19 protein-coding genes are annotated in these 26384 nt (G+C 60.5%); 7 read left to right on the top strand and 12 right to left on the bottom strand.

The features are described from left to right. Window positions 1-241: 241 nt before the first annotated feature. The gene (gene rne, locus ACB039_RS12100; protein WP_371165756.1) at window positions 242-3415 is read left to right on the top strand and encodes a ribonuclease E; all 3174 of its coding nucleotides are present in this window, start codon (window positions 242-244) and stop codon (window positions 3413-3415) included. 637 nt (window positions 3416-4052) lie between these two features. Here rne and ACB039_RS12095 read toward each other — a convergent pair. From ACB039_RS12095 to apbC, 4 genes are all read right to left on the bottom strand, one after another. After that, on the bottom strand, window positions 4053-5525 hold the full coding sequence (locus ACB039_RS12095) for an inorganic phosphate transporter (protein ID WP_043131893.1): 1473 nt from the start codon (window positions 5523-5525) through the stop codon (window positions 4053-4055). Between the two features lie 348 nt (window positions 5526-5873). Next, complete coding sequence (gene dcd / locus ACB039_RS12090) at window positions 5874-6455, bottom strand: dCTP deaminase (RefSeq protein WP_005328350.1); 582 nt, start codon at window positions 6453-6455, stop codon at window positions 5874-5876. 63 nt (window positions 6456-6518) lie between these two features. After that, window positions 6519-7163: a uridine kinase gene (gene udk, locus ACB039_RS12085; protein ID WP_041205758.1), complete on the bottom strand. Its 645-nt coding sequence runs from the start codon at window positions 7161-7163 to the stop codon at window positions 6519-6521. 108 nt (window positions 7164-7271) lie between these two features. Beyond that, window positions 7272-8354, bottom strand: a complete 1083-nt coding sequence (gene apbC / locus ACB039_RS12080) for an iron-sulfur cluster carrier protein ApbC (RefSeq protein ID WP_226172855.1) — start codon at window positions 8352-8354, stop codon at window positions 7272-7274. A gap of 185 nt (window positions 8355-8539) precedes the next feature. On the opposite strand from apbC, the gene metG reads away from it, so the two are divergent. Next, window positions 8540-10573, top strand: coding sequence for a methionine--tRNA ligase (gene metG / locus ACB039_RS12075; protein ID WP_218408534.1), 2034 nt, complete (start codon window positions 8540-8542; stop codon window positions 10571-10573). 67 nt (window positions 10574-10640) lie between these two features. Here metG and ACB039_RS12070 read toward each other — a convergent pair whose 3' ends face one another. Continuing rightward, entirely contained in the window at window positions 10641-11384 is a 744-nt protein-coding gene (locus tag ACB039_RS12070; protein ID WP_218408533.1) for a CHAD domain-containing protein, read from the bottom strand. A gap of 19 nt (window positions 11385-11403) precedes the next feature. Then, window positions 11404-11676 (bottom strand): acylphosphatase, encoded by a 273-nt coding sequence (locus ACB039_RS12065; protein WP_205641771.1) that lies wholly within the window; start codon window positions 11674-11676, stop codon window positions 11404-11406. An 85-nt stretch (window positions 11677-11761) separates the two neighbouring features. Between ACB039_RS12065 and ACB039_RS12060 the strand changes: the two genes are divergently transcribed. After that, the gene (locus ACB039_RS12060; protein WP_218408532.1) at window positions 11762-13192 is read left to right on the top strand and encodes a methyl-accepting chemotaxis protein; all 1431 of its coding nucleotides are present in this window, start codon (window positions 11762-11764) and stop codon (window positions 13190-13192) included. A 139-nt stretch (window positions 13193-13331) separates the two neighbouring features. Here ACB039_RS12060 and ACB039_RS12055 read toward each other — a convergent pair whose 3' ends face one another. Beyond that, window positions 13332-14906: a flagellin gene (locus ACB039_RS12055; protein ID WP_226172847.1), complete on the bottom strand. Its 1575-nt coding sequence runs from the start codon at window positions 14904-14906 to the stop codon at window positions 13332-13334. A 296-nt stretch (window positions 14907-15202) separates the two neighbouring features. On the opposite strand from ACB039_RS12055, the gene ACB039_RS12050 reads away from it, so the two are divergent. Continuing rightward, window positions 15203-16396: a class I SAM-dependent methyltransferase gene (locus ACB039_RS12050; protein WP_043131905.1), complete on the top strand. Its 1194-nt coding sequence runs from the start codon at window positions 15203-15205 to the stop codon at window positions 16394-16396. A gap of 412 nt (window positions 16397-16808) precedes the next feature. Here ACB039_RS12050 and ACB039_RS12045 read toward each other — a convergent pair whose 3' ends face one another. Continuing rightward, a complete protein-coding gene (locus ACB039_RS12045) occupies window positions 16809-17453 on the bottom strand; it encodes a glutathione S-transferase family protein (protein ID WP_226172846.1) in 645 nt (214 codons plus the stop codon). A gap of 328 nt (window positions 17454-17781) precedes the next feature. Between ACB039_RS12045 and selD the strand changes: the two genes are divergently transcribed. From selD to ACB039_RS12030, 3 genes are read left to right on the top strand one after another with little or no spacing between them, the layout of a single operon-like run. After that, window positions 17782-18819 carry a selenide, water dikinase SelD gene (gene selD, locus ACB039_RS12040; RefSeq protein ID WP_371165755.1) on the top strand — a complete coding sequence of 346 codons (1038 nt, stop codon included), beginning with the start codon at window positions 17782-17784 and terminating at the stop codon, window positions 18817-18819. A 52-nt stretch (window positions 18820-18871) separates the two neighbouring features. Further along, on the top strand, window positions 18872-20002 hold the full coding sequence (gene mnmH / locus ACB039_RS12035) for a tRNA 2-selenouridine(34) synthase MnmH (protein ID WP_371165754.1): 1131 nt from the start codon (window positions 18872-18874) through the stop codon (window positions 20000-20002). Then, entirely contained in the window at window positions 19996-20640 is a 645-nt protein-coding gene (locus tag ACB039_RS12030) for an MBL fold metallo-hydrolase (RefSeq protein ID WP_182788767.1), read from the top strand. Before mnmH ends, ACB039_RS12030 begins: the two co-directional genes overlap by 7 nt. Here ACB039_RS12030 and ACB039_RS12025 read toward each other — a convergent pair. The 4 genes from ACB039_RS12025 to ACB039_RS12010 all read right to left on the bottom strand — a co-directional run bounded on the left by ACB039_RS12025 (window position 20616) and on the right by ACB039_RS12010 (window position 26296). Beyond that, window positions 20616-21632 carry an HD domain-containing phosphohydrolase gene (locus ACB039_RS12025; RefSeq protein ID WP_042650066.1) on the bottom strand — a complete coding sequence of 339 codons (1017 nt, stop codon included), beginning with the start codon at window positions 21630-21632 and terminating at the stop codon, window positions 20616-20618. The genes ACB039_RS12030 and ACB039_RS12025 overlap by 25 nt on opposite strands. Further along, window positions 21629-24799, bottom strand: a complete 3171-nt coding sequence (locus ACB039_RS12020) for a response regulator (protein WP_371165753.1) — start codon at window positions 24797-24799, stop codon at window positions 21629-21631. Before ACB039_RS12020 ends, ACB039_RS12025 begins: the two co-directional genes overlap by 4 nt. A gap of 203 nt (window positions 24800-25002) precedes the next feature. Further along, complete coding sequence (rplY, locus tag ACB039_RS12015) at window positions 25003-25290, bottom strand: 50S ribosomal protein L25 (protein ID WP_041205748.1); 288 nt, start codon at window positions 25288-25290, stop codon at window positions 25003-25005. Window positions 25291-25453: 163 nt separating this feature from the next. Continuing rightward, window positions 25454-26296: a hypothetical protein gene (locus ACB039_RS12010; RefSeq protein WP_371165752.1), complete on the bottom strand. Its 843-nt coding sequence runs from the start codon at window positions 26294-26296 to the stop codon at window positions 25454-25456. Window positions 26297-26384: the final 88 nt, after the last annotated feature.

The raw sequence follows: 26384 nt of genomic DNA, 5'->3' as shown, positions 1-26384 counted from the left end.
AAGAACATGACGGTTCCCGGGTGCGAGGTACAACGCATGGAGAACGCAAACAGAACTGATTTAATTGTCTCCACACCGGTATCCTTAATTCATGCCTTCTCGAGAAGACTGAACCAGAGTGCCCTTAGTTTGCGCCTCATGCATACCCCAACCGGGAGGTTGCCCAAGCATGCTGAAGACCCGAGGCCGGCGCCGGCAGGATCCTGTGGAGGAATCAAAATGACAAAATAATGAGAACTCAATGAAAAGAATGCTAATCAACGCGACTCAGGAAGAGGAGTTGCGCGTAGCGCTGGTTGACGGACAACAGCTCTACGATTTGGATATTGAAAGTCCGGGACACGAGCAGAAAAAAGCGAACATTTACAAGGGTAAAATCACCCGCGTAGAACCCAGTCTTGAAGCTGCTTTTGTTGACTATGGCGCCGAGCGCCACGGTTTCCTGCCGTTAAAGGAAATCGCCCGCAATTACTTCCCCTCCGGTTACTCCTATCAGGGTCGTCCCAACATCAAAGAAGTGGTCCGCGAAGGCCAGGAAGTGATCGTCCAGATCGACAAGGAAGAGCGTGGCACCAAGGGTGCGGCCCTCACCACCTTCATCAGTCTGGCCGGCAGCTATCTGGTGCTGATGCCGAACAACCCCCGTGCTGGCGGTATTTCCCGTCGTATAGAGGGTGACGAGCGGACCGAGTTGAAAGAAGCCCTGAGCGGACTGACCGTGCCGGACGGCATGGGCCTCATCGTGCGTACCGCCGGTGTCGGCAAATCCCCGGAAGAGCTGGAATGGGATCTGAACGTTCTGCTCAACCACTGGGACTCCATCCACAAGGCGTCACAGGACCGTACCGCGCCCGTGCTCATCCACCAGGAGAGCAACGTGATCGTGCGTGCCATTCGTGACTATCTGCGTCGCGATGTCGGCGAGATCCTGATTGACAACCCGGTCATCTTCGAACGTGCCAAGTCGCACATCGAGCTGGTGCGCCCCGATTTCCTCAATCGCGTGAAGCTGTACAAGGGTGATGTCGCCCTGTTCAACCACTTCCAGATCGAGAGCCAAATCGAGTCTGCCTTCCAGCGTGAAGTGCGTCTGCCCTCCGGTGGCAGCATCGTCATCGATCCGACCGAAGCGCTCACCTCCATCGATATCAACTCCTCCCGCGCCACCAAGGGCGGCGATATCGAAGAGACTGCGCTGCAGACCAACCTGGAAGCGGCCGACGAAATTGCCCGTCAATTGCGTCTGCGTGACCTGGGTGGCCTGATCGTCATCGACTTCATCGACATGACGCCGGTTCGCCATCAACGCGAAGTGGAAAATCGTCTGCGTGAAGCGGTCCATCAGGACAGAGCCCGCATCCAGCTGGGCCGGATCTCCCGTTTCGGTCTGCTGGAAATGTCTCGCCAGCGTCTGCGTCCCTCCCTCAACGAATCCAGCAGCCACATCTGCCCCCGTTGCCAGGGTCAGGGTGTCATCCGTGACAACGAATCCCTCGCCCTGTCCATCCTGCGTCTCATCGAAGAAGAGGCCATGAAGGACAACACCGAGCAGGTTCACGGCCAAGTGCCGGTCGATGTCGCCGCCTATCTGCTCAACGAGAAACGCGCCGCCATCGCCAGCCTGGAACAGCGTAATGATGTTCGTGTTTACATCATTCCGAACCAGCATCTGGAAACCCCGCACTACGAAGTGACCCGCATCCGTCAGAACGAGATCCCGGAAGCGGCCAGCTACGAGCTGAAAACCGAGATTGCCAAGCCGGTCTACCAGCCCAAGCAGGCTCAGGTCATTGAGCGCGAGCAGCCGCTGCTGCAAGGCTTCGTCCAGGCGCCTCAACCGACCGTCCCTGTTGCCGTCCCTGCCCCCGTCGCAGCACCGGCACCGGTCGCCGCCGAAGCGGGTCTGTTTGGCAAGTTGTTCAAGGCCATCTCCGGTCTGTTCGGCTCCGACACCGCCCAGGTTGAGGTGAAAGCACCCGCCGAGAAACCGGCCGCCCAACGGGAAGCGCGCAAGGATGAGGGTCACCGTCATCAGCGTGACGAAACCCGCAGCCGTGGCCAGCGTGGTCGTCGCGATGACAACCGCAGCAACCGCAACCCGGCCGACGCTGGCGAGAAGCGTGAAGGCGCTGCCAACCGCGAGGGTGGCGAGAGCCGCAACCGTCGTCCGCGTAAAGAGCGCGAGCCCCGTCAGGAGCGTGAAGCCCGTGGTGAAGTGCGTAGCGAACAGCGCATGGAACGTGAACCCCGTGGCGAAGTGCGCAACGAACCGCGTATGGATCGCGAACCCCGTGAACCCCGTCAGGAACGTGAACCCCGCGCCCCGCGCCCGGCTCGCGAACCCCGTGCATCTCGTGAACCCCGTGCCGAGGTCGTGGTTGAAGCGGTAGAAACCGCCGAGACTGCCGCCGTCAGCGCCGAACCGCGCCAGGAAAAAGAGCAGAAAGTGGCCGAGCGCCGCGAACGTCGTCAACTGCGCAAGCAGGTTCGGGTCGATGTCGCCGCCTCCGACACCCCTGTCCTGCCGGTAGACGAGCAGGCTCCTGATCTGGTCGAGACTGCGGCCGTGGTCGGTGAGCAAGAGGAGCAGACCGAAGGTCAGCGCCACTCTCGCCGTACTCCGCGCAGCCAGCGGATCGAAGGCCAGCGTCGCAAACGCATCAACGAAGATGCCCGTGGCCAGCGTGATGATGAACCTCAGGCCGACGTGCAACTGACCACAGCCGCCCAGGCGGATGCTGCTCAGGTGAAGGTGGAAGAGCCCGCCGTGCCTGTCATCACCATCCCGAGTGCCGAGGCCGTTGCCGCCGCGCTGCAAGCCTCCTCCGCCCTGACCGAGCACGTGGTCGCTGAAGCCGTGGCCGAAGAGGCCCATGAGCAGGCTCAAGCGGCTGCGACCGAAGTCGCCGCCCCTGTGGTCGCCGAGGTGGTTGAAGCCCCCGTTGCAGTCGAAGCGGCTCCTGCCGCCATCGAGCCGGCCCCGGTAGCAATCGAAGCAGCTCCTGTCGCTGCCGAACCCGTGGCCGAGGTGGTTGTCGAGGAGACTCAGGTCGTGGTCGAGGCCAGCGTCGCTGACCAGGCTGTGGTAGAAGCCGCCCCCGTTGTGGTGGAGCCGGTTCCTGCCCCGCAAGCCGAGGAAGCGATTCCTGCCGCCGAGCCTGTTGCCCCTGTGGTGGCACAGCCCGAGCCTGTGGTCGCCCCGGCCACCAAACAGGTTGTCAAAGGCGCTGGTGTACTGGCCCGTGCCCGCAAGGCTTCTGCCCCCATGGCAACGCCGGCAGCCGTGCCTGCCCCGGCACCCCGTGAGCCGGTTGAGCAGGCCCCGCTGGAGCGCCGTGAAGTCGCGAGCTCAGGCCGCCACGGTGGCAGCACAGCCGCCGTCAACGTAGCAACCAGCCCGGCGGGTCGTCCCTGATCCCCTAGCTTGTCTAGTCTGATAAAAGAGCCACACCTCGTGTGGCTCTTTTTTTGCCTGACAATTGGTCTGTGTCCTCAATCCCTTGCCCCCTTGCTCCTCTTCCTCTTTCAGGGAAGACAAACTCTGGTACCGGGGTTCTCTGCTCTGCACTCCCCTCCCCCTCTTGCTTTGTCGCGACCAAGATACCACTGACAATGCCATGGGGCGCCGCCCTAGCTCTTGTTATCCAGCCCTCTCGCTTTGTGGCAAGAGAGCCCGTCACAGGGCAAGTGCAAGTTTCCCCGCAACTCGACAAGGAATAATGGTCGGTCACATCGATGCCGAGCGGCGAGCGTCACTAGCGGGGCTGGATTCAAGGAATGAAGGGCTAGAGCTGAAGCCCTGATGAGAGGGTGAGACGATGGCCTAGCCCCCTGACAGACGAGATGGACTGCGGTCAGCCCCTTCTGCTGACAAGAGGGGTAAATGAGGAAGAGGAAAGTTGGCGGGAAATTATCAGTAAATGAACACTCTTGTTTGATGGCATATGAGGCTTGTTTTGTCGGTTGCCGAGCATGACGGCTAACAGCGGCCGGATCCCAGCCATGAAAAAAGGGCCCGCAGGCCCTTTGTCATTGATGCAGTGTTTTAGCTATCAGCCACCAAACAGGTTGTTGCTGATCAGGAACAGCCCGCCGGAGAGCAGCATGGTGAGCGGCAGGGTCAGGACCCAGGCCAGCAAGATGGTCTTGATAGTCTGGCTCTGCAGGCCTGATTTGTTCGCCACCATGGTCCCCGCCACCGCAGAAGAGAGGATATGGGTGGTGGATACCGGCATGCCGGTCAAGCTGGCCACCCCGATGGAGGCAGCAGCCGTGATCTGGGCGGCGATACCCTGGCTGTAGGTCATGCCGGAAGAGCCGATCTTCTCGCCCACTGTGTAGACGATACGGCGCCAGCCCACCATGGTGCCACAACCCAGCGCCAAGGCGATGGAGACGATGACCCAGGTCGGCGCGTATTCGGCCGTAGCGGTCAGATCCTTGCGCCATTTGGCCAAATCGGTCAGCTCCTTGGCTGGCAGCGGCAGCTTGGAGACCTTGCGAGCGGTATCATCGATACAGAGCAGCAGACGGCGCACCTCGCGGCGATCGGTCAGACTCATCTCCTCGTAGGTGCGCACCTGGCCCAGACGGTTGTCCAGGGTGGCCATGGCCTCGAGGGCCTCACCGGCCTCGCAGTGAGTCATCAACTCTTCCTGAGCATGGGCAGGTACGCTGAAGTTCACAACAGTGGATACCTGCTCCTGGTTGCGCTGGTAGATCTCCATGATGCGCTGGTTGGCATCCTGGGTTCTGTCCAGATCGTAGGAGCGGCTGCTCATGTCCAGTGCGAAGTAGGCGGGCGCCATGCAGATCAGCACCAGCATCACCAGACCTATGCCCTTCTGACCATCGTTGGAGCCGTGCACGAAGCTCACCCCCATGGCGGAACAAATCAAGGTCACACGGGCCCAGAACGGCGGATGCTTCTTGCCATCCACCAGCAGTCGCTCTTCCGGGGTTTTGTGGATCTTGCTGCCAAGCCAGATCCGCTTCATGGCGAACAGCAGCAAGGCGGCGATGATGAAGCCCACGGTGGGAGAGATGATGAGAGAGAGCATGATGTCGATCGCTTTACCGACGTTGATGCCCTCTTTCAGAGGCTGATCACTGATAAGGGCATAGGCACCGCCTACCCCCAGAATGGAGCCGATCAGGGTGTGAGAGCTGGATGCCGGGATGCCGAAGTACCAGGTTCCCAGGTTCCAGACAATGGCCGAGAACAGCAGGGAGAACACCATGATCAGACCCTGGGTCGAATCCATGCCGAGCAGCAGATCGATGGGCAACAGATGGACAATGGCATAGGCCACCCCCAATCCCCCCATCATGACCCCGGCAAAGTTGAACAGGCCGGAAGCCACTACCGCGGTGTGTGCGGGCATGGCCTTGGTATAGATAACCGTTGCTACCGCGTTGGCGGTATCGTGAAAGCCATTGATGAACTCATAGGCCAGCACAAAAAAAACGGCCAATACCAAACCGATTGACCACCACAAACCCAAACCACTAAACATTTCAAACATAAAAAACGAACCTGTTTATGAGTTGCGGCGGATTATGCCAGAAGGCTCGGTGTGCCATACCCGTTGTTGAAATATTTCAGTAAGAAAAAAAAAGGGCATTCCGTCAGAAAATGTCTTAGGCCCAGCAGGAATGGGGCTTGTCATGGATTAATTAAAGGCCGTCTACACCTTGTGGATAGGCGCCAATCAACACCAAACATCCATCATTGGGCCACCAAACCAGCGATTTTATACGCGTTTTACCATCACGGCAGCGCATGGGGCGCCGTACAGCACGTCCCCTTCCCTTCGCAGAAAAAGCAAGAGGGTGCCGAAGCCCCCTCTATATAAGCAGCATGAAGGCGGACATCAGTCCTGGTTGATGCGGCTGGCCACCGCCCCTTGCTGGCTCTTGTACTTGGCGTTTTCCCGCTTGTTGTAGGGACGGGCCGCGGCGCCGGAGAGCATCTCGAAGTTCAGGGCCCCTATCTTCATCTTGGGGCGCAGCGCCAACGGCAGTTTGCCGCCGTTGTAGAACTCCAGCACGATGCGACCGGACCAGCCCGGATCGATGCGGTGCGCGGTCACGTGGACCATCAAGCCGAGGCGTGCCAGGGAGGAGCGTCCGTCCAGCCAGCCGACGATGTCCGCAGGCAGGGTCACGGATTCGTAGGTCACCGCCAGCGCCAGTTGCCCCGGGTGCAGATAGAAGGCTTCGCCGTCCGGGATGTGGATCTCGTCGCTCATCACCCGATCGATGGCATCGGCCATCTCGGCACTGGTACCGCCGAGGTCGATATAAGGCGCGGCATGATCGCGAAACACGCGAAACTCGTTGCCGAGCAGCACATCGACGCTGACGCCACTGATCCGCTCAACACCGGGCCTCGGCTCAATGACGATCTTGCCTTCATCCAGATGGCGTTCGATATCGGTATCACAAAGACGCATTCGGCGACTCTCCTGACAAAAGTTTCATTTAAAAAAGCCGGGCATCACCCGGCTTGTTTCATATCAACCAATCAACATGTGGCGGATACGCGCCTTGAGCATGTCGATGGCGATGCGGTTCTTGCCGCCACGGGGTACGATCACGTCCGCATACTGCTTGGACGGGTCAATGAACTGCATGAACATGGGTCGTACCGTCTTCTGATACTGCTTGAGGACGGAGTCCATGGTACGACCACGCTCTTGCACGTCACGCACCAGACGGCGCAGCAGGCAGATGTCCAGCGGGGTATCCATGAAGATGGAGGCATCCATCAGCTCCCGCAGACGACTGTCGGTCAGCAGCAATATGCCTTCCAGGATGATGACCCGGCGCGGTGCGAAGGCGGTGACTTCGCTCATGCGCGTGTGTTCGGTATAGGAGTATTGGGGGATATTGACGGCATCCCCTTGCACCAGCTGGGTCAGATGCTGCACCAGCAGATCGTGATCCAGGGCATTGGGGTGGTCATAGTTGGTCTTGACCCGCTCTTCCATGGTCAGGTGGGTCTGATCACGGTAGTAGCAATCCTCGGTGATCACACCAATCTGACCTGCGCCCAGCTCGGCCACCAGCTCTTCGTAGATGGTTTGAGCGATAAGACTCTTGCCGGATGCGGACGCACCAGCAATACCGATGATCACACACGAATGTTGAGTATCAGACATTGAAAATACCTAAAGAGAAGAGCACTGGGGATTGTTTAAACCGATCCATTATATAAAAAAGGGTGAGCCATGCCCACCCCAAATCCATTGCAACCGGCCGACAGCCGATTATTCGTCCAGCGCCACCGTGTAGAGCGGGGTCGCAATCGGTTTACCGCTGAAATAGAGTTCAGCCCCCACCCGACGGGCCAGTTTCAGATAGGCCTCAGCCAGTCCTCCCTCCGGTGAACCGAACACGGTGGGACAGCCATCGTCCATGTGCTGGCGGATATCGATGTGCAGCGGCAACTGACCAAGCAGAGCCATTTGATACTGCTCTGCCATCTTCTTGCCACCGCCGGTACCGAACAGCGCCTCGTGATGACCGCAGGCGCTGCAGACGTGATAACTCATATTTTCGACGATGCCGAGCACCGGCACATTGACCTTGTTGAACATGGCGATCCCCTTGCGGGCATCCGCCAGTGCCACATCCTGCGGAGTGGTGACGATCAGGGCGGCCGTCGTAGGCACCTGCTGGGCCAGGGTGAGCTGGATGTCCCCTGTGCCCGGGGGCATGTCCACCACCAAGTAATCCACCTCGCCCCAGCGGGTCTCGTGGAGGATCTGCGCCAGCGCCTTGCTCGCCATGGGGCCGCGCCAGATGGTGGCATCCTGCTCCGCCACCAAATAACCGATGCTGTTGGTCTTGAGACCGCAGGCCATGACGGGCTCCATCAACTTGCCATCCAGGCTGTGGGGGCGCTCCTTGAGGGTCCCCATCATGGTCGGAATGGAGGGGCCATAGATGTCCGCGTCCAGAATGGCGACCCGCCCCCCCTCCTTTTGCAGCGCCAGCGCCAGGTTGACGGCGGTGGTGGACTTGCCCACCCCTCCCTTGCCGGAGGCCACCACCAGGATGTTGCGAATGCCCTGTACCGCCGCCAGTTGCTGGGCGCGAGGCATGCTCGCCACCTCGATGTCGCACTGCCAGTCGACGATGGCGGCGCCCGTGGCGGCCCTGATGCGCGCATCAAACGTTTCTTTCATCTGTTCAAACAGGGTCTGACCGGCAAAGGGCAGCACCATCTTGATGGTCAGGGTCTGCCCATGCTGCTCGACGGCACGCACAAAACCGGCTGCAACCAGATCCTGGCCCCATCCGGCCGGCTTAAATTCGGCAAGGATCTGTTTTACTGAATCAATCACCATTAACTCCCCATTATGTTGTCGTTATCCTGAGGTGAACGGTTACCGCACACAAATCAGTGGCTTGCCGACGCCTTGCTGATGCCGTCAGCCAAGGCCCCGGGGGCCACAACCCTAGGCAGGCCGCCCCCAATTCGGGTAACATGCTCGGCACTGTATCATCCCAACAGGCACATCAAGAACGTATTATGGCAACTGATCCTCGTAGAATGCTGGTAACCTGCGCCCTCCCCTATGCCAACGGCTCCATCCATCTTGGCCACATGCTGGAACACATCCAGGCCGATATCTGGGTTCGTTATCAGCGAATGCGTGGCAATCAGGTGCATTTCGTCTGTGCCGATGACGCGCACGGCACCCCCATCATGCTCAAGGCGCAGCAGATGGGGATCACTCCCGAGGAGATGATCGCCGCCGTATCCCAGGAGCATCAGGGGGATTTTGCCGGCTTCAACATCAGCTTCGACAACTATCACTCGACCCACAGCGACGAGAACCGCGAGCTGGCCGGGCTTATCTATGGCCGCCTCAAGGCGTCCGGCAAGATCAAGATCCGCACCATCTCCCAGCTGTTCGATCCGGAAAAGTCCATGTTCCTTCCGGACCGCTTCGTCAAGGGTACCTGCCCCAAGTGCAAGTCTCCTGAGCAATACGGTGACAACTGCGACGCGTGCGGCGCCACCTACAGCCCGACCGAGCTCATCGATCCGAAATCCGCCGTCTCCGGTGCGACACCGGTGATGAAGGACTCCGAGCACTTCTTCTTCGATCTGCCCCAGTTCGAAGCCTGGCTCGCCGACTGGGTGCGCGGCTCAGGTGCCATCCAGGAAGAGATGGCCAACAAGATGCAAGAGTGGTTCGAATCCGGTCTGCAGCAGTGGGACATCACCCGCGACGCCCCCTACTTCGGCTTCGAGATCCCGGGCGCCCCGGGCAAATATTTCTACGTCTGGCTGGATGCCCCCATCGGCTATATGGCGTCGTTCAAGAACCTGTGCGACAAGCGCGGCGACATCGACTTCGACAGCTACTGGAAGGCAGACTCCGACGCCGAGCTCTATCACTTCATCGGCAAGGACATCGCCTACTTCCACTGCCTATTCTGGCCGGCCATGCTGGAAGGAGCGGGTTTCCGCAAGCCGACCAAGGTCAACGTGCACGGCTATGTGACCGTCAACGGCGCCAAGATGTCCAAGTCCAAGGGCACCTTCATCAAGGCCTCCACCTACTTGAAGCACCTGGATCCCGAGTGCCTGCGTTACTACTACGCCGCCAAGCTCAACAGCCGCATCGACGATCTGGACTTGAACCTCGAAGACTTCGTCTCCCGGGTCAATGCGGACGTGGTCAACAAGCTGGTGAACCTGGCTTCCCGCAACGCCGGCTTTATCGCCAAGCGTTTCGACGGCAAGCTGGCCGATGTGTGCAGCGAACCCGAACTCTATAACGAGTTCGCGAGCGCCCGTGCCTCTATTGCCGATGCCTACGAGGCCCGTGAGTTCAGCCGCGCCATCCGCGAGATCATGGCGCTCGCCGACAAAGCCAACCGCTATGTGGATGACAAGGCTCCCTGGGTCATTGCCAAGCAGGAAGGGGCGGATGCACAGCTGCAGGACGTCTGCTCCGTCGGCATCAACCTGTTCCGGGTGCTGATGGCCTACCTCAAACCTGTCATGCCTCACCTGGCCGAGCGCGCCGAAGCCTTCCTGGGCGAGACCCTTTCCTGGGATGGCGTGGCCAAGCCGCTGAGCAACCACCAGCTGGCCCCGTTCAAGGCGCTCTTCTCCCGCATCGAGCCCGCCAAGGTGGAAGCCATGGTGGAAGCCTCCAAGGAAGATCTGGCCAAGGAGCAGGCGCCAAAAGCGACAGGTCCCCTGGCAGACGACCCCATCAGCGAGACCATCAGCTACGAGGATTTTGCCAAGATTGACCTTCGCGTCGCCCTGATCAAGAAGGCAGAAGCCGTACCGGAAGCGGAGAAGCTGCTCAAGCTGCAACTGGATATCGGTGGCGAGACCCGTCAGGTGTTTGCCGGCATCAAGTCCGCCTACAATCCGGAAGATCTGGAAGGCAAGCTGACCGTGATGGTGGCGAACCTGGCCCCGCGCAAGATGCGCTTTGGCATGTCCGAGGGCATGGTGCTGGCCGCCGGCCCGGGCGGCAAGGATCTCTGGATCCTGGAGCCCCAGGAAGGCGCCCAGCCAGGTATGCGCGTCAAGTAAGCGCAGCCGGCATCCCATTGAAAAGAGAGGTCCAGCGCCTCTCTTTTTTTATCCCTCTTTCTTCCCGCTAATCTTGGCGCTGCAACGCCATCCGCAGACCAACAAGCTCCGCCTGCCGGCAGTCCAGCTGGTGCAACTGGCAACGTATCGCCTCCCGCAGGGCGCGTACTTTCTTGTCACGCCCCTTCTCGCGACGCAGCCGCCTGCGCCATTGCCGCGCGTCTTGCAACTGACCCAGCCTGTCCTGCCACTCGATCAGCATGGAGAGCCATGCCGGATCGCCCTCCCCCTGTCCCACCAGCAGCTCCACCCCATAACGGGTCTGCTTCAGGACCAGCCGCAACCTGTGCCAGTGGCGCAGCCGCAGCCTGTTGCCGGCCGACGGTCTCTCCAGCCCGGGCTCGGCCAGGCAATCCGCCAGACCGAGCGCGAGATGCATCTGAAAAAGCGGCAGGGGATTGAAGTCGGCAGGGACTTGCAGCAGCCGATCCAGCCAGCGCGCTAGTCGTACCGTCAGCATGGGCACCCGGGGCACAACCTCGGGTTGAGCCTTGCCACCAAAGTGCGCCGCATAGACCTGGGCATCCCGCAGGGCGGAGAGTCTGCCCGCCGCACGCATCAGTCGCCGCTCCAACCCGGGTTCATGGATCAGAGGACGCCACAGGGCCTGCAGGGCGAGCAGGCGACGGGTCGCAATCCGGTAGGCATGGACCTCTTCCGAGCCCGCCCGCTGGCGCAGGGCCAGGGTGGCGGCCCAGTATTGATCCATGAGACAGCGTGCCTGCTCTAGCCCCTTGCCCTGATCCATCATCTGCCGGCCTCCTGCCTGCTCAGTTGGTATGAAAACCGGATCCCGCAGGAGGCAATGCCCGGGTGCACTCCATTTTGGTCACAGTGGCCGTTCGGGGCCCGTGTTCCAGCCAGCCCAGCATCATCTGCACCTTCTGCTCAGGGCCGGCGATAAGGATCTCCACAGAGCCATCCTCCAGGTTGTAGGCATGTCCTCTGAGCCCCAGCTGCAGTGCCCGCTCCCGGGTGAAGTAACGAAACCCCACCCCCTGTACCTGGCCCCACACCCGCACGACAAACGATTGCTCTCCCATTTATCACACCTTCCCCTTAAGAAATTTTCCCCCAAGGCGATAATGAGCACGACACTCTATCTCCCTTGCAGGACGCAATACCATTATGAAAGAAGTTAAATTCCGGTGGGTTGACCGTTATCTCATTCACCTCACGATCAGCGAAAAATTTCTCATCACCTTCTGGTGCCCCTTGTTGTTCATCGCCTTTCTCACCTGGTACCTGCTAGCCGACGGCCATGATCAGCAGATGCAGATCCGGCTGGATCAACTCAAGCAACGGGTAGAGACCACGGCCCAGCTGATCACCCAGCAGCCCACCCTCACCCTGCCGACCGAGCTCACCCTGGCCCCCACCGGCAGCGCCGGTCTGACCCAGCAGGGCGATCGCTTTCAATATAGTGCCCAGGCCGGTCAGGCCGGTTTTGTCAGCGGCACCCTGGATGCCGGCAACTTTTCCATGTGGGATGGACAGGGGACGACCCTCACCATCATAGCCGTGCTGGCCGCCCTGCTTGCCCTCATCACCCACTATCTGATGACCTTCGTCTCCGGGGCCCTCTACTCCACCAACAAGGCGCTGCAGACGGTGGCGAACGGGGATCTCACCTTCCGCCTCAACTTCTTCCCGGTGCGGGACGAGTTCTCCATTCTGGCGGGCAGCATAGACCGCTTCACCGATCGCCAGCACAAGATAGTGAAACTGGTGGAGGAGTCCGCCGAAGCACTCACCATGGCCGCCGACGAGTTCCGCGAGCACGCCAGTGACGGAGAGACCCTGGCCCGCGCCCAACGCCAGCACATGGACTCCCTAGCCGCCGCCATGGAGCAGATGTCGGCGGCCATCCGCGAAGTGGCTCGCAACGCCAACGACACCCTGCTGCAGACCCGCCAGTCCAGCGAGGAGGCAGCCAACGGCGCCCAGCGGGTGGCTCGCACCATAGCCGCCATCCGTACCCTGGCGGATGAGATAGGCAACGCCTCAGGCGCCGTCGAGCGGCTGACCCACAATGCCAACCGCATCAACGAGGTGGTCAACGTCATCAACGCCATCTCCCAGCAGACCAACCTGCTGGCGCTCAACGCCGCCATCGAGGCCGCCCGGGCCGGCGAGCAGGGCCGCGGTTTTGCCGTGGTGGCAGACGAAGTGCGTACCCTCGCCAGCCGCACCCAGCAGGCCACGGTGGAGATCCAGCAGATGATTGAAGAGTTGCAGGCCGGCACAGGGGCGCTCAACGACATCATGGAGAAGACGGTCGGGCGCGCCGCCAGCAGCCAGCAGCTCATCACAGAAGTGGGGCAGGACATCGACAAGCTGAGCAGCCACAGCGACGCCGTGCTGGAGATGAGCACCCAGATCGCCACCTCCAGCGAAGAGCAGAGCTCGGTAGCTGAAGAGATCACCCGCAACCTGGATCAGGTGCGCCACGAGGCCAGCCGGGTGGAAGAGTCCGCCAGCGCCTCGGTCGCCGGCACCGCCGGCCTCAAGGCCACCGCCACCGAGCTCGGCCAGGCCATGACGGGCCTGCGGATCTAAAGTACTGAGCATGTCCGGTCCTGGGATAGGACGAGATCATTCCAACTTGCCTTCTGTTACTCAAATTCCCCGATGTTCCGCATCGGGGAATTTAATTTAAGAGTCTCATTTGGCCGTTACAGCTCCATATGCAACAAGCTCAGGACTGCAACAAACTCAGCGCCAAGTTGGGGCGGCTATTGGCCTGACTCAATATGCTGGTACTGGCCTGCTGCAAGATTTGGATTCGAACCATGCGTGCAGACTCGCTGGCCATGTCGGCATCCCGGATCCGTGAGCGGGCAGCACTCAGGCTTTCATTGCTGATGCTCAAATTACGCCCCCTTGCCTCAAGTGCATTTGCTTGAGCCCCAATATGGGAACGCTGTACACCGAGCTGCTTCATACCTGCATCCAGTGTCTTGATGGCACGACTGGCATTGCTCTCGTTCAGTACGTCTATGTTGTCTACCGTATATTTCTGCTTATCTTGAAGGAAAAAACCAAGGGAGCCCAAGGTGTTACCTTCCATATCAATATTTGAATATTGAGTACCCGATGAGCTGAGCTCAAGTTGTCCAATATAGGTCGTGCTGCTCACATCCGTGAGCAAGGCCGAGAGTGACGGATTGGCGGAGATAGGTGGAACTGGGGGTGCTGGAGGGGCTGGCTGAGGTGGCTGGGGTGGATGAGTGGTGCCATTCGCCAGAGTAAGACTCTTTCCCTGGGAGCTATTGATGGTGAGCTGATTATTGGCAGGATCGTTGCTATATGAGCCACTGACAGAAAAACCAAGACCGGCGGATTGTGCCGCCAGGTTGATCCGATGGACAACCGTTGCCATCAACCAACTATTCTCCGATGTTGGGTTCACAGGATCCCAGCCAGTCATGTTGATGCCCGTCGTCAAATCCACCGTCTGTCCTTCGATATCGATATAGGAGGGAAGAGTGGACAGATCGATTGACGACCTTACCGAAAATGGATGCTGTACAGCCTCCACCGGACCCTGATTATTGGGAAAGCTGGTGCTATTGATGTCGGAGACAAAGGCTTCCATCGTTGAATAGTTCTTGTCAAACGTCACACCATTGAGCGTGATTGGCTGTACCCCAAGCTGTAAACCATCAATGCTGTGAGCGCCGGGTTTGCTGCTGACTGGGCTGCGGGACTGCCAGACCATTTCGCCCAAATTTTTGGTCTGTGCATTCATATCCGTGATGACCATGTTTTGGCCAGCATAAGCCCCGATAGAAAATATCCCCTTATATGTCCCGGCCAATAGACTTTGCCCGGCAAACGTCGTCTTGGTCGCGATCCTATCCATTTCCAGGCGCATCTGCTGGAATTCAGCATTGAGTGCGGCGCGGTCATCCGCCGAATTGATGCCACTGCCCGCTTGCAGAGCAAGCGTCCGCATACGCTGCATGAGATTCATCGATTCATCCATCGCCCCATCGGCCACATTGATGACGGAGATGGCATCGTTGACATTGCGAATAGCCCCATTGGTACCATTGATTTCGCTGGTCAGACGATTACTGATCTGAAGTCCTGCCGCATCATCCGCTGCACTGTTGATACGCAGACCCGAGGATAAACGCTTGAATACACAGTCAAAAGTACCCAATGTACTACCGAGATGACGTTGTGCCGTCATCGCGGAAACATTGGTACGAACAGAGAGTGACATGATGTGTCCACCGAAGAAGATAAGATTCAATTTAGTCTTCAATCACTATCGACATCACCATATGAATCTTTATAAAAAACTGACTGGCAAGATGCAAAATATTAATAATTTCAACGTTCCCAAGCATCGATGACCTCTTCATGGCGCTTCGCGATGAGATAAAAGGTCATCATGACTGCCATCCCACAGTTGCTTTCACCTTGAGAAACACCTCACGGCGTTTTCTTGCTATTGACCATCTGCAACAGCCCATCTTATCCATGCACGCAAACTCTGGCTTAGCAACGCAGTTGCACTTAGAATGTGGCCCCTTTTCTATTGACCATCTGGCAACTCCCATGAGCGCTTCCATCTATCTCGTCAAAGGCCGCGAAAAATCCCTGCTGCGCCGTCACCCCTGGATCTTCTCCAAGGGGATCGACAAGGTGCAGGGCAACCCCATCGATGGCGATACCGTCGAGATCTACTCAAACGATGGCAAGTGGCTCGCCCGGGGCGCCTGGTCAGGCAGCTCCCAGATCCGTGCCCGGGTCTGGACCTTCGACAAGGACGAAACCGTCGACCTCGACTTCTTCATCCGCCGCCTCAAATATGCGCAAGAGTCCCGGGATCCGCTGATCAAGCGTCAGGGTCTCACCGGCTATCGCCTGTGCGCCGCCGAATCCGACGGCCTGCCGGGCCTGACCATAGACCGTTACGCCAACTTCCTGGTGTGCCAGATCCTCTCCGCCGGTGCCGAGTTCCAGCGCGACCTCATCACCCAGGCCCTGCGTACCCTCTACCCCGAGTGCAGCATCTATGAGCGCTCCGACGTGGCGGTACGCAAGAAGGAAGGGCTGAAAGAGCGCACCGGCGTCATCCATGGCGAGACCCCGACCGAGCCTGTGGTGATCGAGGAGAACGGTGGCGTCAAGATCCTGGTGGACATTCGCAACGGTCACAAGACCGGCTTCTATCTGGATCAGCGTGACAACCGCCAGGCCGCCGCCAAGTACACCGAAGGCAAGCGGGTGCTCAACTGCTTCTGCTACACCGGCGGTTTTGGCGTCTATGCCCTCAAGGGCGGCGCCAGGGAAGTGGTCAATGTGGATCTCTCCCAGAATGCGCTGGACATCGCCCGCCAGAACGCTGAGCTGAACGGGCTGGATACCAGCACCACCCAGTTCGTGCGTCACGACGTGTTCAAGCTGCTGCGTGAATACCGCGAGAAGGGCGAGAAGTTCGACGTCATCGTGCTGGATCCGCCGAAGTTTGCCGAGAGCAAGGCCCAGCTGCTGGGTGCCTGCCGCGGCTACAAGGACATCAACATGCTGGCGTTCCAGCTGCTGGCGCCGGGCGGCGTGCTGCTGACCTACTCCTGCTCCGGCCTGATGGAGCAAAGCCTGTTCCAGAAGATCGTTGCCGATGCGGCGCTCGATGCCGGTCGCGATGCCCAGATCCTGGAGCTCTTGTCCCAGGCTTCCGATCACCCCATAGGTACCGCCTATCCGGAAGGCTTCTACCTCAAGGGTCTGGTGGTGCGCGCCCGCTAAGCCGCGCCAACCAGCGCTGGCACAGTGCCAGACCAAGGCTTGATGGCAAGCCATACCCTAGAGAAGGCCCGCTAGCGATAGCGGGCCTTCTCTGTTTTGCGTCCCCAAGAGATAACGAGGCTCACTCCGTCTGTCCCCTCCTCAACTGGCCGCTACTCCTCACGTGCCCTCGCCTTTAGCCAAGGTTCATGCTCATCGGCAGATGGCACTCACCAGCAGTGAACATGGTCGATTACTTTATGCAAAAACATGAAAATAAAATCACATGCTTTGGAAAATCCTCGGGGAAATATCAGAAAAAAGCGCATCAAAACTCATTTTCCTGCATATAACACGCCCCCCTCTCCCGACCATTCCCCCGTCCGACATCAGTGCTGGGTTCGCTGCCTTCTGCCGGGATCTCGCGCCCGGCTCAGTCACGGGCCGGCGCCCCCAGGGGGAAGTAGTGGCGGTAGGGCCTCGCCTCATCCACCACCCGGACGATGGAGGGCTGACCCAGCAGACGGGCACGGTAGGCACGCAGCCTGGTGAGTGAGTGCGGGATCTCATGGGCCCAGTCGGCATAGAAGAGCGAGGGGGCGGCGGCGCAATCGGCCAGGGTGAACGCCTCCCCTGCCGCCCAGGTGCGTCCGGCAAGGTGTTCGTCAAGCCAGGGGTAGATCTTGTCCAGCAGCTCTCTGGCCTGGGCGACGCCATAGCCATCGTGATCCCCCGCCGGGCGCATCCTGTCCAGCACCACCTTCTGCATCGGCGTCATCACATAGTTATCGAACAGGCGATCGAGCATGTGAACCTCGATCCCATCCTCCCCCGCAGGCACCAGACAATGGGGGCCGGGATGCGCGCATTGGAGATATTCGATGATGGTGCTGCTTTCTATCAGGGTGCGCCCCTGATCCACCAGCACAGGAAAGCGCTTGAGGGGCCAGAGACTGGCGAGTTCGGCCTTCACCGCCGCCGCCTCCAGGTTCAAGTAATCGAAGGGGACGTCATTCTCGTAGAGGGCGATCAACACCTTCTGGCTGTAGGACGAAAAGGGATGGGCATAGAGTTTCATCGGGATCACTCCTGTGTGGGTGGCGTCCTGCCAGTTTATTCCCATCTGCCCTCGTCTGCCGCCTGGGCCATCCAGGACACTGATGAGGCAGCAGTCTCTTGGCCCTCTTGCCGTCAATGGGGTTCGGAATCCTCACCCTCTTTGTGGCATAATGCGCCGTCCCGTGACTCCGTTGGCGCGACCCTGGGGGCCAGACTCTCAATGCCATCCGGCACACCCTGCCGGCCCGCCGCCCATCCGGATCACCCGTCTCTGGTGGACCCTCACAGGGGTCGCACCCTTATCGCGTCACGCGCGCCGACATGAGTTTGAACCAAGAGGGGTAAGCATGTCTTCCATTCGTCTGACCCAGTACAGCCACGGCGCTGGCTGCGGCTGCAAAATCTCCCCCAAGGTGCTCGACACCATTTTGAAGAGCCAGATCCCGGGCTTTGACGACCCGACCCTGATCGTCGGCAACAGCAGCAAGGATGACGCCGCCGTGGTGGACATCGGCAACGGTCAGGGCATCGTCTCCACCACCGACTTCTTCATGCCCATCGTCGATGACCCCTTCACCTTTGGCCGCATCGCCGCCACCAACGCCATCAGCGATATCTACGCCATGGGTGGCAAGCCCATCGTCGCCATCGCCATCCTCGGCTGGCCCATCAATACGCTGGCGCCGGAAGTGGCCCAGCAGGTGATCGACGGTGGTCGCCAGGTGTGTCATGAGGCCGGTATCTCGCTCGCCGGTGGCCACAGCATCGATGCCCCCGAGCCCATCTTCGGCCTCGCGGTGACCGGTATCGTGCCGCTGGATGCCATCAAGCAGAACGACACCGCCAAGGTGGGAGACACACTCTATCTGACCAAGCCGCTTGGCATCGGCATCCTCACCACGGCCCAGAAGAAGGGCAAGCTCAAGCCCGAACACGAGCAGCTGGCCCCGAATGCCATGTGCACCCTCAACAAGATTGGCCAGCGCTTTGCCGAGCTGCCCGGCGTGCATGCCATGACGGACGTGACCGGTTTCGGGCTGGCGGGCCACCTGCTGGAGATGTGCGAAGGCTCAGGGGTGTGCGCTCGCCTGGATTTCAAGGCGCTGCCATTGCTAGACGAGGTGGATCACTACCTGAGCGAGGGCTGTGTGCCGGGCGGCACCCTGCGCAACCACGACTCCTATGGTCACAAGCTCGATGCCATGAGTGATCGCACCCGCAACATACTGTGCGATCCGCAGACCAGCGGCGGCCTGCTGGTGGCCGTCGGTCAGGAAACCGAGGCCGAATTCCTCGCCATTGCCGAGCAGGCCGGGCTGGCCCTCTCCCCCATTGGCCGCTTGCAGCCACTGGATGGCGCGCGCTTTATCGAGGTCATCCAATGAGTGCACTGCGGTTTGTCGCCCCGACGGTTCTGACCTGTCAGGGGGATGCACGATGAGTGAACTGCCGCTCGAAACGAACCTGGCGCGCATCTTCCTGGAAGACGTGCCCCTCATCGATCTGCGCGCCCCCGTCGAATTCAAGGAAGGGGCCTTCCCCAACGCCGTCAGCCTGCCGCTGATGACGGATGACGAACGCGCCCAGGTGGGTACCTGTTACAAGCAGCAAGGTCAGGCGGCGGCCATCGAGCTCGGCCACAAACTGGTGGGGGGCGCTGTGCGCACCGCCCGTATTGAAGGATGGCTGGCGCAGTTGCGCCAGCAGCCCGATGCCCTGCTCTACTGTTTTCGCGGTGGCCTGCGCTCGCAGACAGTGCAGCAGTGGCTGGCTGATGAAGGTGTCATCCGCCCGCGGGTGGCCGGCGGCTACAAGGAGCTGCGCCGCTTTCTCATCGATACCCAGGAGAGCGCCAGCGCCCAGTGTCACTGGAGTGTGCTGACCGGCATGACCGGCTCCGGCAAGACCCACATGCTGGCGAAGATTGCCCAGTCGGTGGATCTGGAAGGGCACGCCCATCACAGGGGATCCTCCTTTGGCCAGTTGCCGGGGGGACAGCCCAGCAACATCAACTTCGAGAACCGGCTGGCCATCGAGCTGCTCAAGCGCCGTCACAATGGCGAACATGCCTTCGTGGTCGAAGACGAGAGCCGCCTCATCGGTCGCTGCGCCCTGCCGCTGAACCTCTATGAGGCCATGTGTCAGGCTCCCCTGGTGGTGGTAGAGGTGCCTCAGGAGGAACGGGCCGAGCAGATCCGGGTGGATTACGTGCAGGATCTCTGGCAACGCTATCTGGAAATGTACGGCAGCGAGGCGGGTTGGCCACAGTTTGCCGGTTACCTGACCGATGCCCTGGCCCGCCTCAAGCGTCGCCTCGGTGACAAGGACCACCGGGAGCTGGATGAGCTGATGCAGGCAGCACTCAATGAGCAGGCCAGCACAGGCGATACCACACTGCACCTCGCCTGGATCCGCCTGCTGCTGACCCGCTACTATGACCCCATGTACCTCTATCAACTGAACAACAAGCGCGAGCGGATCCAGTTTCGTGGTGACAAACAGGCCTGCCTCGCCTTCTTCGCCGAACAGCACGCCCGTCAAACCCATCAGGAGAGTCCCACATGTTGAAGTTCGAGGTGATCCCGGTCACCCAGTTTGCCCAGAACTGCTCCCTCATCTGGTGTGACGAGACCAACCAAGCCGCCCTCATCGACCCGGGTGGCGAGGCACAGAAGCTGCTGGCGGCCATCGCCAGGCGGGGGCTGACCCTGACCCATATTCTGCTGACCCACGGGCATCTGGATCACGTGGGGGCGGCGGCCGAGCTGCGGGAGAAAACCGGGGTGGCCATCACGGGGCCCCACAAGGAGGATGCCTTCTGGCTCGACATGCTGCCCCAGCAGAGCCAGATGTTCGGCTTCGCCCATACCCCCGCGTTCACACCGGATCACTGGCTTGAGCAAGGTGACAAGGTGCAGTTGGGCCAGTGCGAGCTGGAGGTCTATTTCTGCCCCGGCCACACCCCGGGGCACATAGTGCTGCTCAGTCAAGCCGAGCGACTCGCCTGGGTGGGAGACGTGCTCTTTGCCGGCAGCATAGGCCGCACCGATTTCCCCCGCGGGGATCATGCCACCCTGATCCGCTCGATCACCGAGACCCTGCTGCCCCTTGGGGATGACATCGTCTTCGTGCCGGGCCATGGCCCCAGCTCCACCTTGGGTCGCGAGCGGGTCAGCAATCCCTACCTGACGCAACCTATCTGGTAATCCCCCCGCGCCTCGCGGGTGTCCCACTGAGTCTTGAGGCGCAAGATCTCCGGCATGATCTCGAGAAAACGTGCGAGCAGTCGGGGATCGAAGTGCTGACCAGCACCGTCACGCATCGTCGCCAGCACCTGCTCCAGAGGCCAGGGGTCCTTGTAGGGGCGACGCACGCTCAGGGCGTCAAACACATCGGCGATGGCCACGATCCGCGACGCCTCGGGGATCCCTTCGCCGGTTTCTCCTGCGGGGTAACCCGAGCCATCCCACTTCTCGTGGTGATGCAGGGCAATCTCCGCCGCCATGCGGAAGATAAGCCCGTCGGAGCGTTTCAAGATTTCGTAACCGATACGCGGATGGGTGCGCATGATGGCCCACTCCTCTTCGGTGAGGGGGCCGGGCTTTTTGAGGATGTGATCGGGGATCCCTATCTTGCCCATGTCATGCATGGGGGCCGCCAGCTCCAGCAGGTCCGACTGCTCCGGGCTCCAGCCAACCGCATCGGCCAGGGCACGGGCATAGGCGGCCATGCGCCAGATATGCACACCGGTGTCGGTGTCGTTGTAGTGACCCGCCTCGCTCAACATCACGATGGCGGTACGGTAGCTGCGCTCGAGCTGATCGAGACGCACCAGGGAGAGGTGGTTGCGTACCCGGGCGCGCACCGTGCTCGGGCAGACCGGCTTGTAGATATAATCCACCCCGCCCGCCTCGAAGCCCTGACTCTCGCTGTCTGCGTTGTCGCTCGCCGTGATAAAGAGCACCGGGATCCCGGCATACGCCGGATCGGCCTTGAGCCGGCGGCACACCTCGTAGCCGTCCATGTCGGGCATACGCACGTCAAGCAGGATCAGGGCTGGCTCGTGGCGCCCCACGGCGGCCAGCCCTTCCTCCCCCCCCTTGGCAAAGAAGAGGTTGTACTCTTCCTTGAGGATTTGCCGCAGCAGCCCAAGGTTACTCGGCTCGTCGTCGATGATCAGCACTCGCGGTCGATTCATGGTGCAGGTTCCTCACGCTCCTCCAGATAATCCTCCAGCTTGCGGGTGGCGAACGGGATATCGAACAGCTCCAGAGCCGCACTTATTTCGCTTACCAGCTCGCAAGGCAGGTAACTCTTGGCCTGACTCAGCGCCGGCTCAATCAGATCCAGATCCTCACTCACCAGAGCCTGATGCAGGGCGTGCAAGCACGCCTCCCGCGCCTCCCCCTGGGCCTGCGGGGAGCTGACTGCGCCCGGCTCGCGCCCGGCATAGGTATCGATGGACTGTTGCGCCCGCTCCAGCGCCTCGAGGAAGGGAGCGATGAGCTGACTGGTGTCGCCTCCCTGCTCGATGGCCTCGTTCAGCTCGGCGCTGACGCGCGCCACATCGGTGAGCGACAGGCTGCCCGCCACCCCCTTTATCTTGTGTGTCAGGCTCGCGGCCGCATCGGTCTCGTGCTGGGCGATATAGTCAGGCAACACGGTGCCGACCGTCATGTAGTCATCGCGAAAACGGCGCAGGTACTTGAGATAGACCGAGGCTTCGCCCCAGTTGCGAAGTCCGGTATCGATATCGATGCCGGCCACCGGCTCCTGGACGAGGGGCTCGTCGCTCACGGCGAGCGGCAGGACGCTGTCCGGGAGATAGCGCAACAAGGTCGCGATGAGCTGCTCCACATCGAGCGGCTTGGCGATGAAGTCGTTCATGCCACTGGCCAGCGCCGCCTCGCGCTGATCCTTGAACACCCCGGCGGTGAGAGCCAGCACGGGCGTCTCCTCCCGTCCCGGCAGTTGGCGCAGGCGACGGGTCGCCTCGTAGCCATCCATCACCGGCATCTGTACGTCCATGAGCACCAGATCGATGCGCCGCGCCGGATCGGCGAGGCAAGCCAGGGCCCGCTCTCCGTCGATGGCGGTGATCACCTCAGCCCCCTCCCGTTGCAGCAAGCGGGCCGCCACCTCCAGGTTGATGTCGCTGTCATCGACCAGCAGTACATGTACGCCCGGCAGCCGCAGACGGCGCTGGCCACTCTCCAGCGGCTCCACGTGATCGCGCTTCTCGTGAATGAGGCGTGCCACCGCGTTGTAGAGGCTGGAACCGGTGACCGGTTTGTGCAGCACCAGATCCACCTGCTCCGAGCCGGGACGGTGCATCAGTTCGTCCTGGGAATAGGCGGTCGCCATGATGATGATGGGTGAACGCTCCTGCCGCTCGAAGGCACGGCGAATAGCCAGGCAGGTTTCGAGCCCGTCCATGCCCGGCATGATCCAGTCGAGCAGGATCACGTCGAAGCGCTCACCCTGGCGCAGCAGGTGGTGCAGCGCCTGCTCACCGGATTCCACTACCCGTGACTGCCAGCCGAGGGAACCCACCGTCATCGACAGGGCATCGCGGGTTACCTGATTGTCGTCGGCGATGAGCAGCGAGATGTGTTGCAGACGCTCGTTCAAGGCCTCGGGCCGTTCCACCTGCTCCAGCCGGACGCGGAACCAGAACTCGCTCCCCTTGCCCAGTTCACTGGTGACGCCGATCTCTCCCCCCATCAGGTTCACCAGGCGACGACTGATGGTCAGGCCAAGCCCGGTTCCCCCGAAACGGCGGCTGGTGGAGGAGTCTGCCTGGGAGAAGGCATTGAAAATATTGGCCTGCTGCTCGGGCGGAATGCCGATCCCGGTGTCGCGCACCCGAAACAGCAAGGTGGCCATGCCATCTTGCTCGGCTTCCAGCTCGACCTTGACCTCCACCTCCCCGCGCTCGGTAAACTTGATGGCATTGCCGGTCAGGTTGAGCAACACCTGCTCGAGGCGCAGGGCATCCCCAATCAGATGGGAAACCTGCTCGGGGGCACTGCTCACCACCAGTTCGAGGTGCTTCTCGCCAACGCAGGTAGACATGATGGCCGCCACGTGATCGAGCACCTCTTCCATGCTGAATGGCACCCGCTCAAGCTCGAGCCGGCCCGACTCAATCTTGGAAAAATCGAGGATGTCGTTGATGATCCCGAGCAGCGCCTGTCCGGCCTGGTGGATCTTGCGTACCAGAGCATGCTGACCATCGTCGAGCCCTCCCTGCTCGAGCAGGTAGGTCAGCCCCATGATGGCGTTCATGGGGGTACGGATCTCGTGGCTCATGTTGGCAATGAAATCCCCTTTGACCTGCGCCAGCCTGGCCGCCTCCTGCTGCGCCAGTTGTTCCCGACGCCGGCTGCGTACCAGCGCGGCCACGCCGGCACCGAACAGCAACAGCAGCATGGCGCAGGTGACCGAGATACTCCCCCAGATGTGAGTGCGAATGGCCAGCAGCTCGCTGCGCGGTACCAGAGAAGCGGCTTTCCAGATCAGCTGATCGTGATTCTGTGCCGGGTATAGGGTGGTCCAGCTCCACAGCCCATCGGCAGACTCCATCTGGCCACTCGGAGCGCCCCAGAACGCATGCCAGGCCTGGGGAGAAGCGTGCTTCAGGGTGAGTTCCGGGCGGTCGAGCATGAAACCCCACTCCTGAGATGGGTCCGGGCTACGCAGCCAATAACCGTCCTGGTTGAACAGCATGGTGTGATCCGTCGCCTTGCCGCTGCTGTTGGCGAACGCCTTGAGCATACGAGCAGCCTGCACGTTGATGAGCAGCAAACCAAGATCATGTCCCCCAAGGCGAAGGCGCTTGGCAATGCGGATCATGGGGTTGAAGGGGCGATCGATCACCCCGTGTTCAACGTTGAGATCGAGCGGAGAGACGTAGACTCGCTCCCAGGGCAACGCCATGGCGTCGCGAAAATAATAACGCTCCACCTTGTTCTGCAACTGCTCGTCCGCCACACGCAGCAGGCGCTGGCCCTGACGATCGATGCGTACCCGCTCCATTCCATCCGGGGCCAGCCAACGCACCTGGGCATAGTCGGGATTACGGTTCATCAGGATGGTGAACTGGACTGCCATGGTGTCACGGTCATTGCGACTCGCCGCCTCGAGCAGGATGGGTTCTTCCGATATGCTGCGCACATGGCGCAGCGGCACCGCCAGCTCGTCGTCAAGACGGCCGCTGGCGAGCGCCAGGAAGGTGCTCTCATCGCTGCGAACGCGGTAGAGCTCGCGCTCAATCAGTGCATTGCCCAGCAGATACCCCCCCGCCAGGACCAACAGCAGAATAGGTGAAAACAGCAGGAAATATGCCCGTACGATTCCCTTCATAACGGTCAACATCACCCCAGAAAATGGCCTTGAATGAATACCTTGTGGACATCAGAGCACCACAACACGTGTCCTGCTGTCAATCATGCCTGCAAGTAAAGACCAATAGTGCTGTTCGAGTATTTTATTTTCCCGACAAAAATACCGTAAAACAAAGAGGCCACCCGATTGGGTGGCCTCTTTACAGGAAAGTTCGTTGCCGATTAGACGCGAACGAAATCCAGGTGAACCAGCTTGTAACGTACCGGGTGACGTTGGATCGCCTTGACGTTTACTTTTACTTCTTCGCCGTTGATGACCAGGGTCAGCTCGGAGGAGTAGAACTCCGGCTTCTCTTGGGCCAGGATCAGCTTTTTGTGGTCCAGGGTAACGGACACGGCTTCTTTACCTGCACCGTAAACGATGGCAGGAACTTGGTCAGCATGACGCAGGCGGCGGCTCGCACCTTTCCCCAGGTCAGAACGGACTTCAGCTTGGAATACGAAAGACATAGTGGTTATCTCTTTTAAGATGAATATATGGTGTTGACTGCGACCGGTCAGCACCTCGCAAAACGAGCGCGAATACTAGCATGGGCCTGGGGTGGATACAAGGTACGAGCGACTCGCCATCCATACCTCCCTGCCGCGGCACCAGATCTTATCCGAACGCGGCTCAGCGCTGCTGCTCCAGACGGGCAAATTGCTGCTGACGCTGGGCCGGGCTCATGGCGTCGAACCGAGCCAGGGTCTCGGCATTGGGGCAATAGAGACGCTGGCCTGTTTGTACCCTTATCCCCTTGCCCATCCCGGGGCGATTCTCCTCCACCAGCGCCAGCAGATAGCTGTAGGTATCAGACCCGCTGCCCACCTGCGCCTGGAGCTGGCTGGCGATGCGCCAGAGCGTCTCCCCCGCCGCGACCTGGTGGCAGACTCGCGATGCCCCTTCCGCCGCTGTCGTAGATAGAGTCAGAGTGGTCCCTTCGGCTCCCTGGCCGAGGGCAGCGATCTGAACAGCCCCGATCTGAGCGGCGGTTCTCTGAGGGATAGGCGCCGCCCGCCCCATCAGGTTGGCCAGCAGCGGCTCAGCCTCCAGCATTCGTCCCCTCTCCGCACTCGTCCCCGGCAAGGAGAACTCGGCGATGAAGGGTGCCACCCCCAGTTCCTGAGAGGAGAGAGAGGCGGTGGTGACGGGCAACACGGATGAATGCGGGGCCATGCCATAGGCCATCTCATCGATGCGCTTGAGCCTGACCAGATAGGCCTTGGAGAGCTGGGCCTCCCCTTCGAACAGATCGAAGGGGGGCACCAGACGGGCAGGAAACAGGATCTGCCAGCGACCGTTCTTTTTTTTCTGCTCCAGCGGCGGGAACTGATTGCCCCGCCAGGCGGCGAAGATGGGCGGCACGGCCCTGTGCACCGGATAGTACTCCGGATTGAGCTGCACCCAGGTTTGCTCCGCAATGGGCTGATAGCCGCTGATGTTGACCAGCGCAACCCCCAACCAGATCCCCAGCATGTGATGGCCTCCCTTCCTGCGTTTCCCTGGCTCTTATCGCCACACTCTTCGCCACGCTCTTCGTCACACTATGGCTCAGAAAACAGAC

It is taken from the genome of Aeromonas sp. S2(2024), from assembly GCF_041402505.1.
GTDB classification, from domain to species: domain Bacteria; phylum Pseudomonadota; class Gammaproteobacteria; order Enterobacterales; family Aeromonadaceae; genus Aeromonas; species Aeromonas media.
Note: the sequence above shows the minus strand (reverse complement) of the source record. Positions and strands in the feature narration are given on the sequence as shown.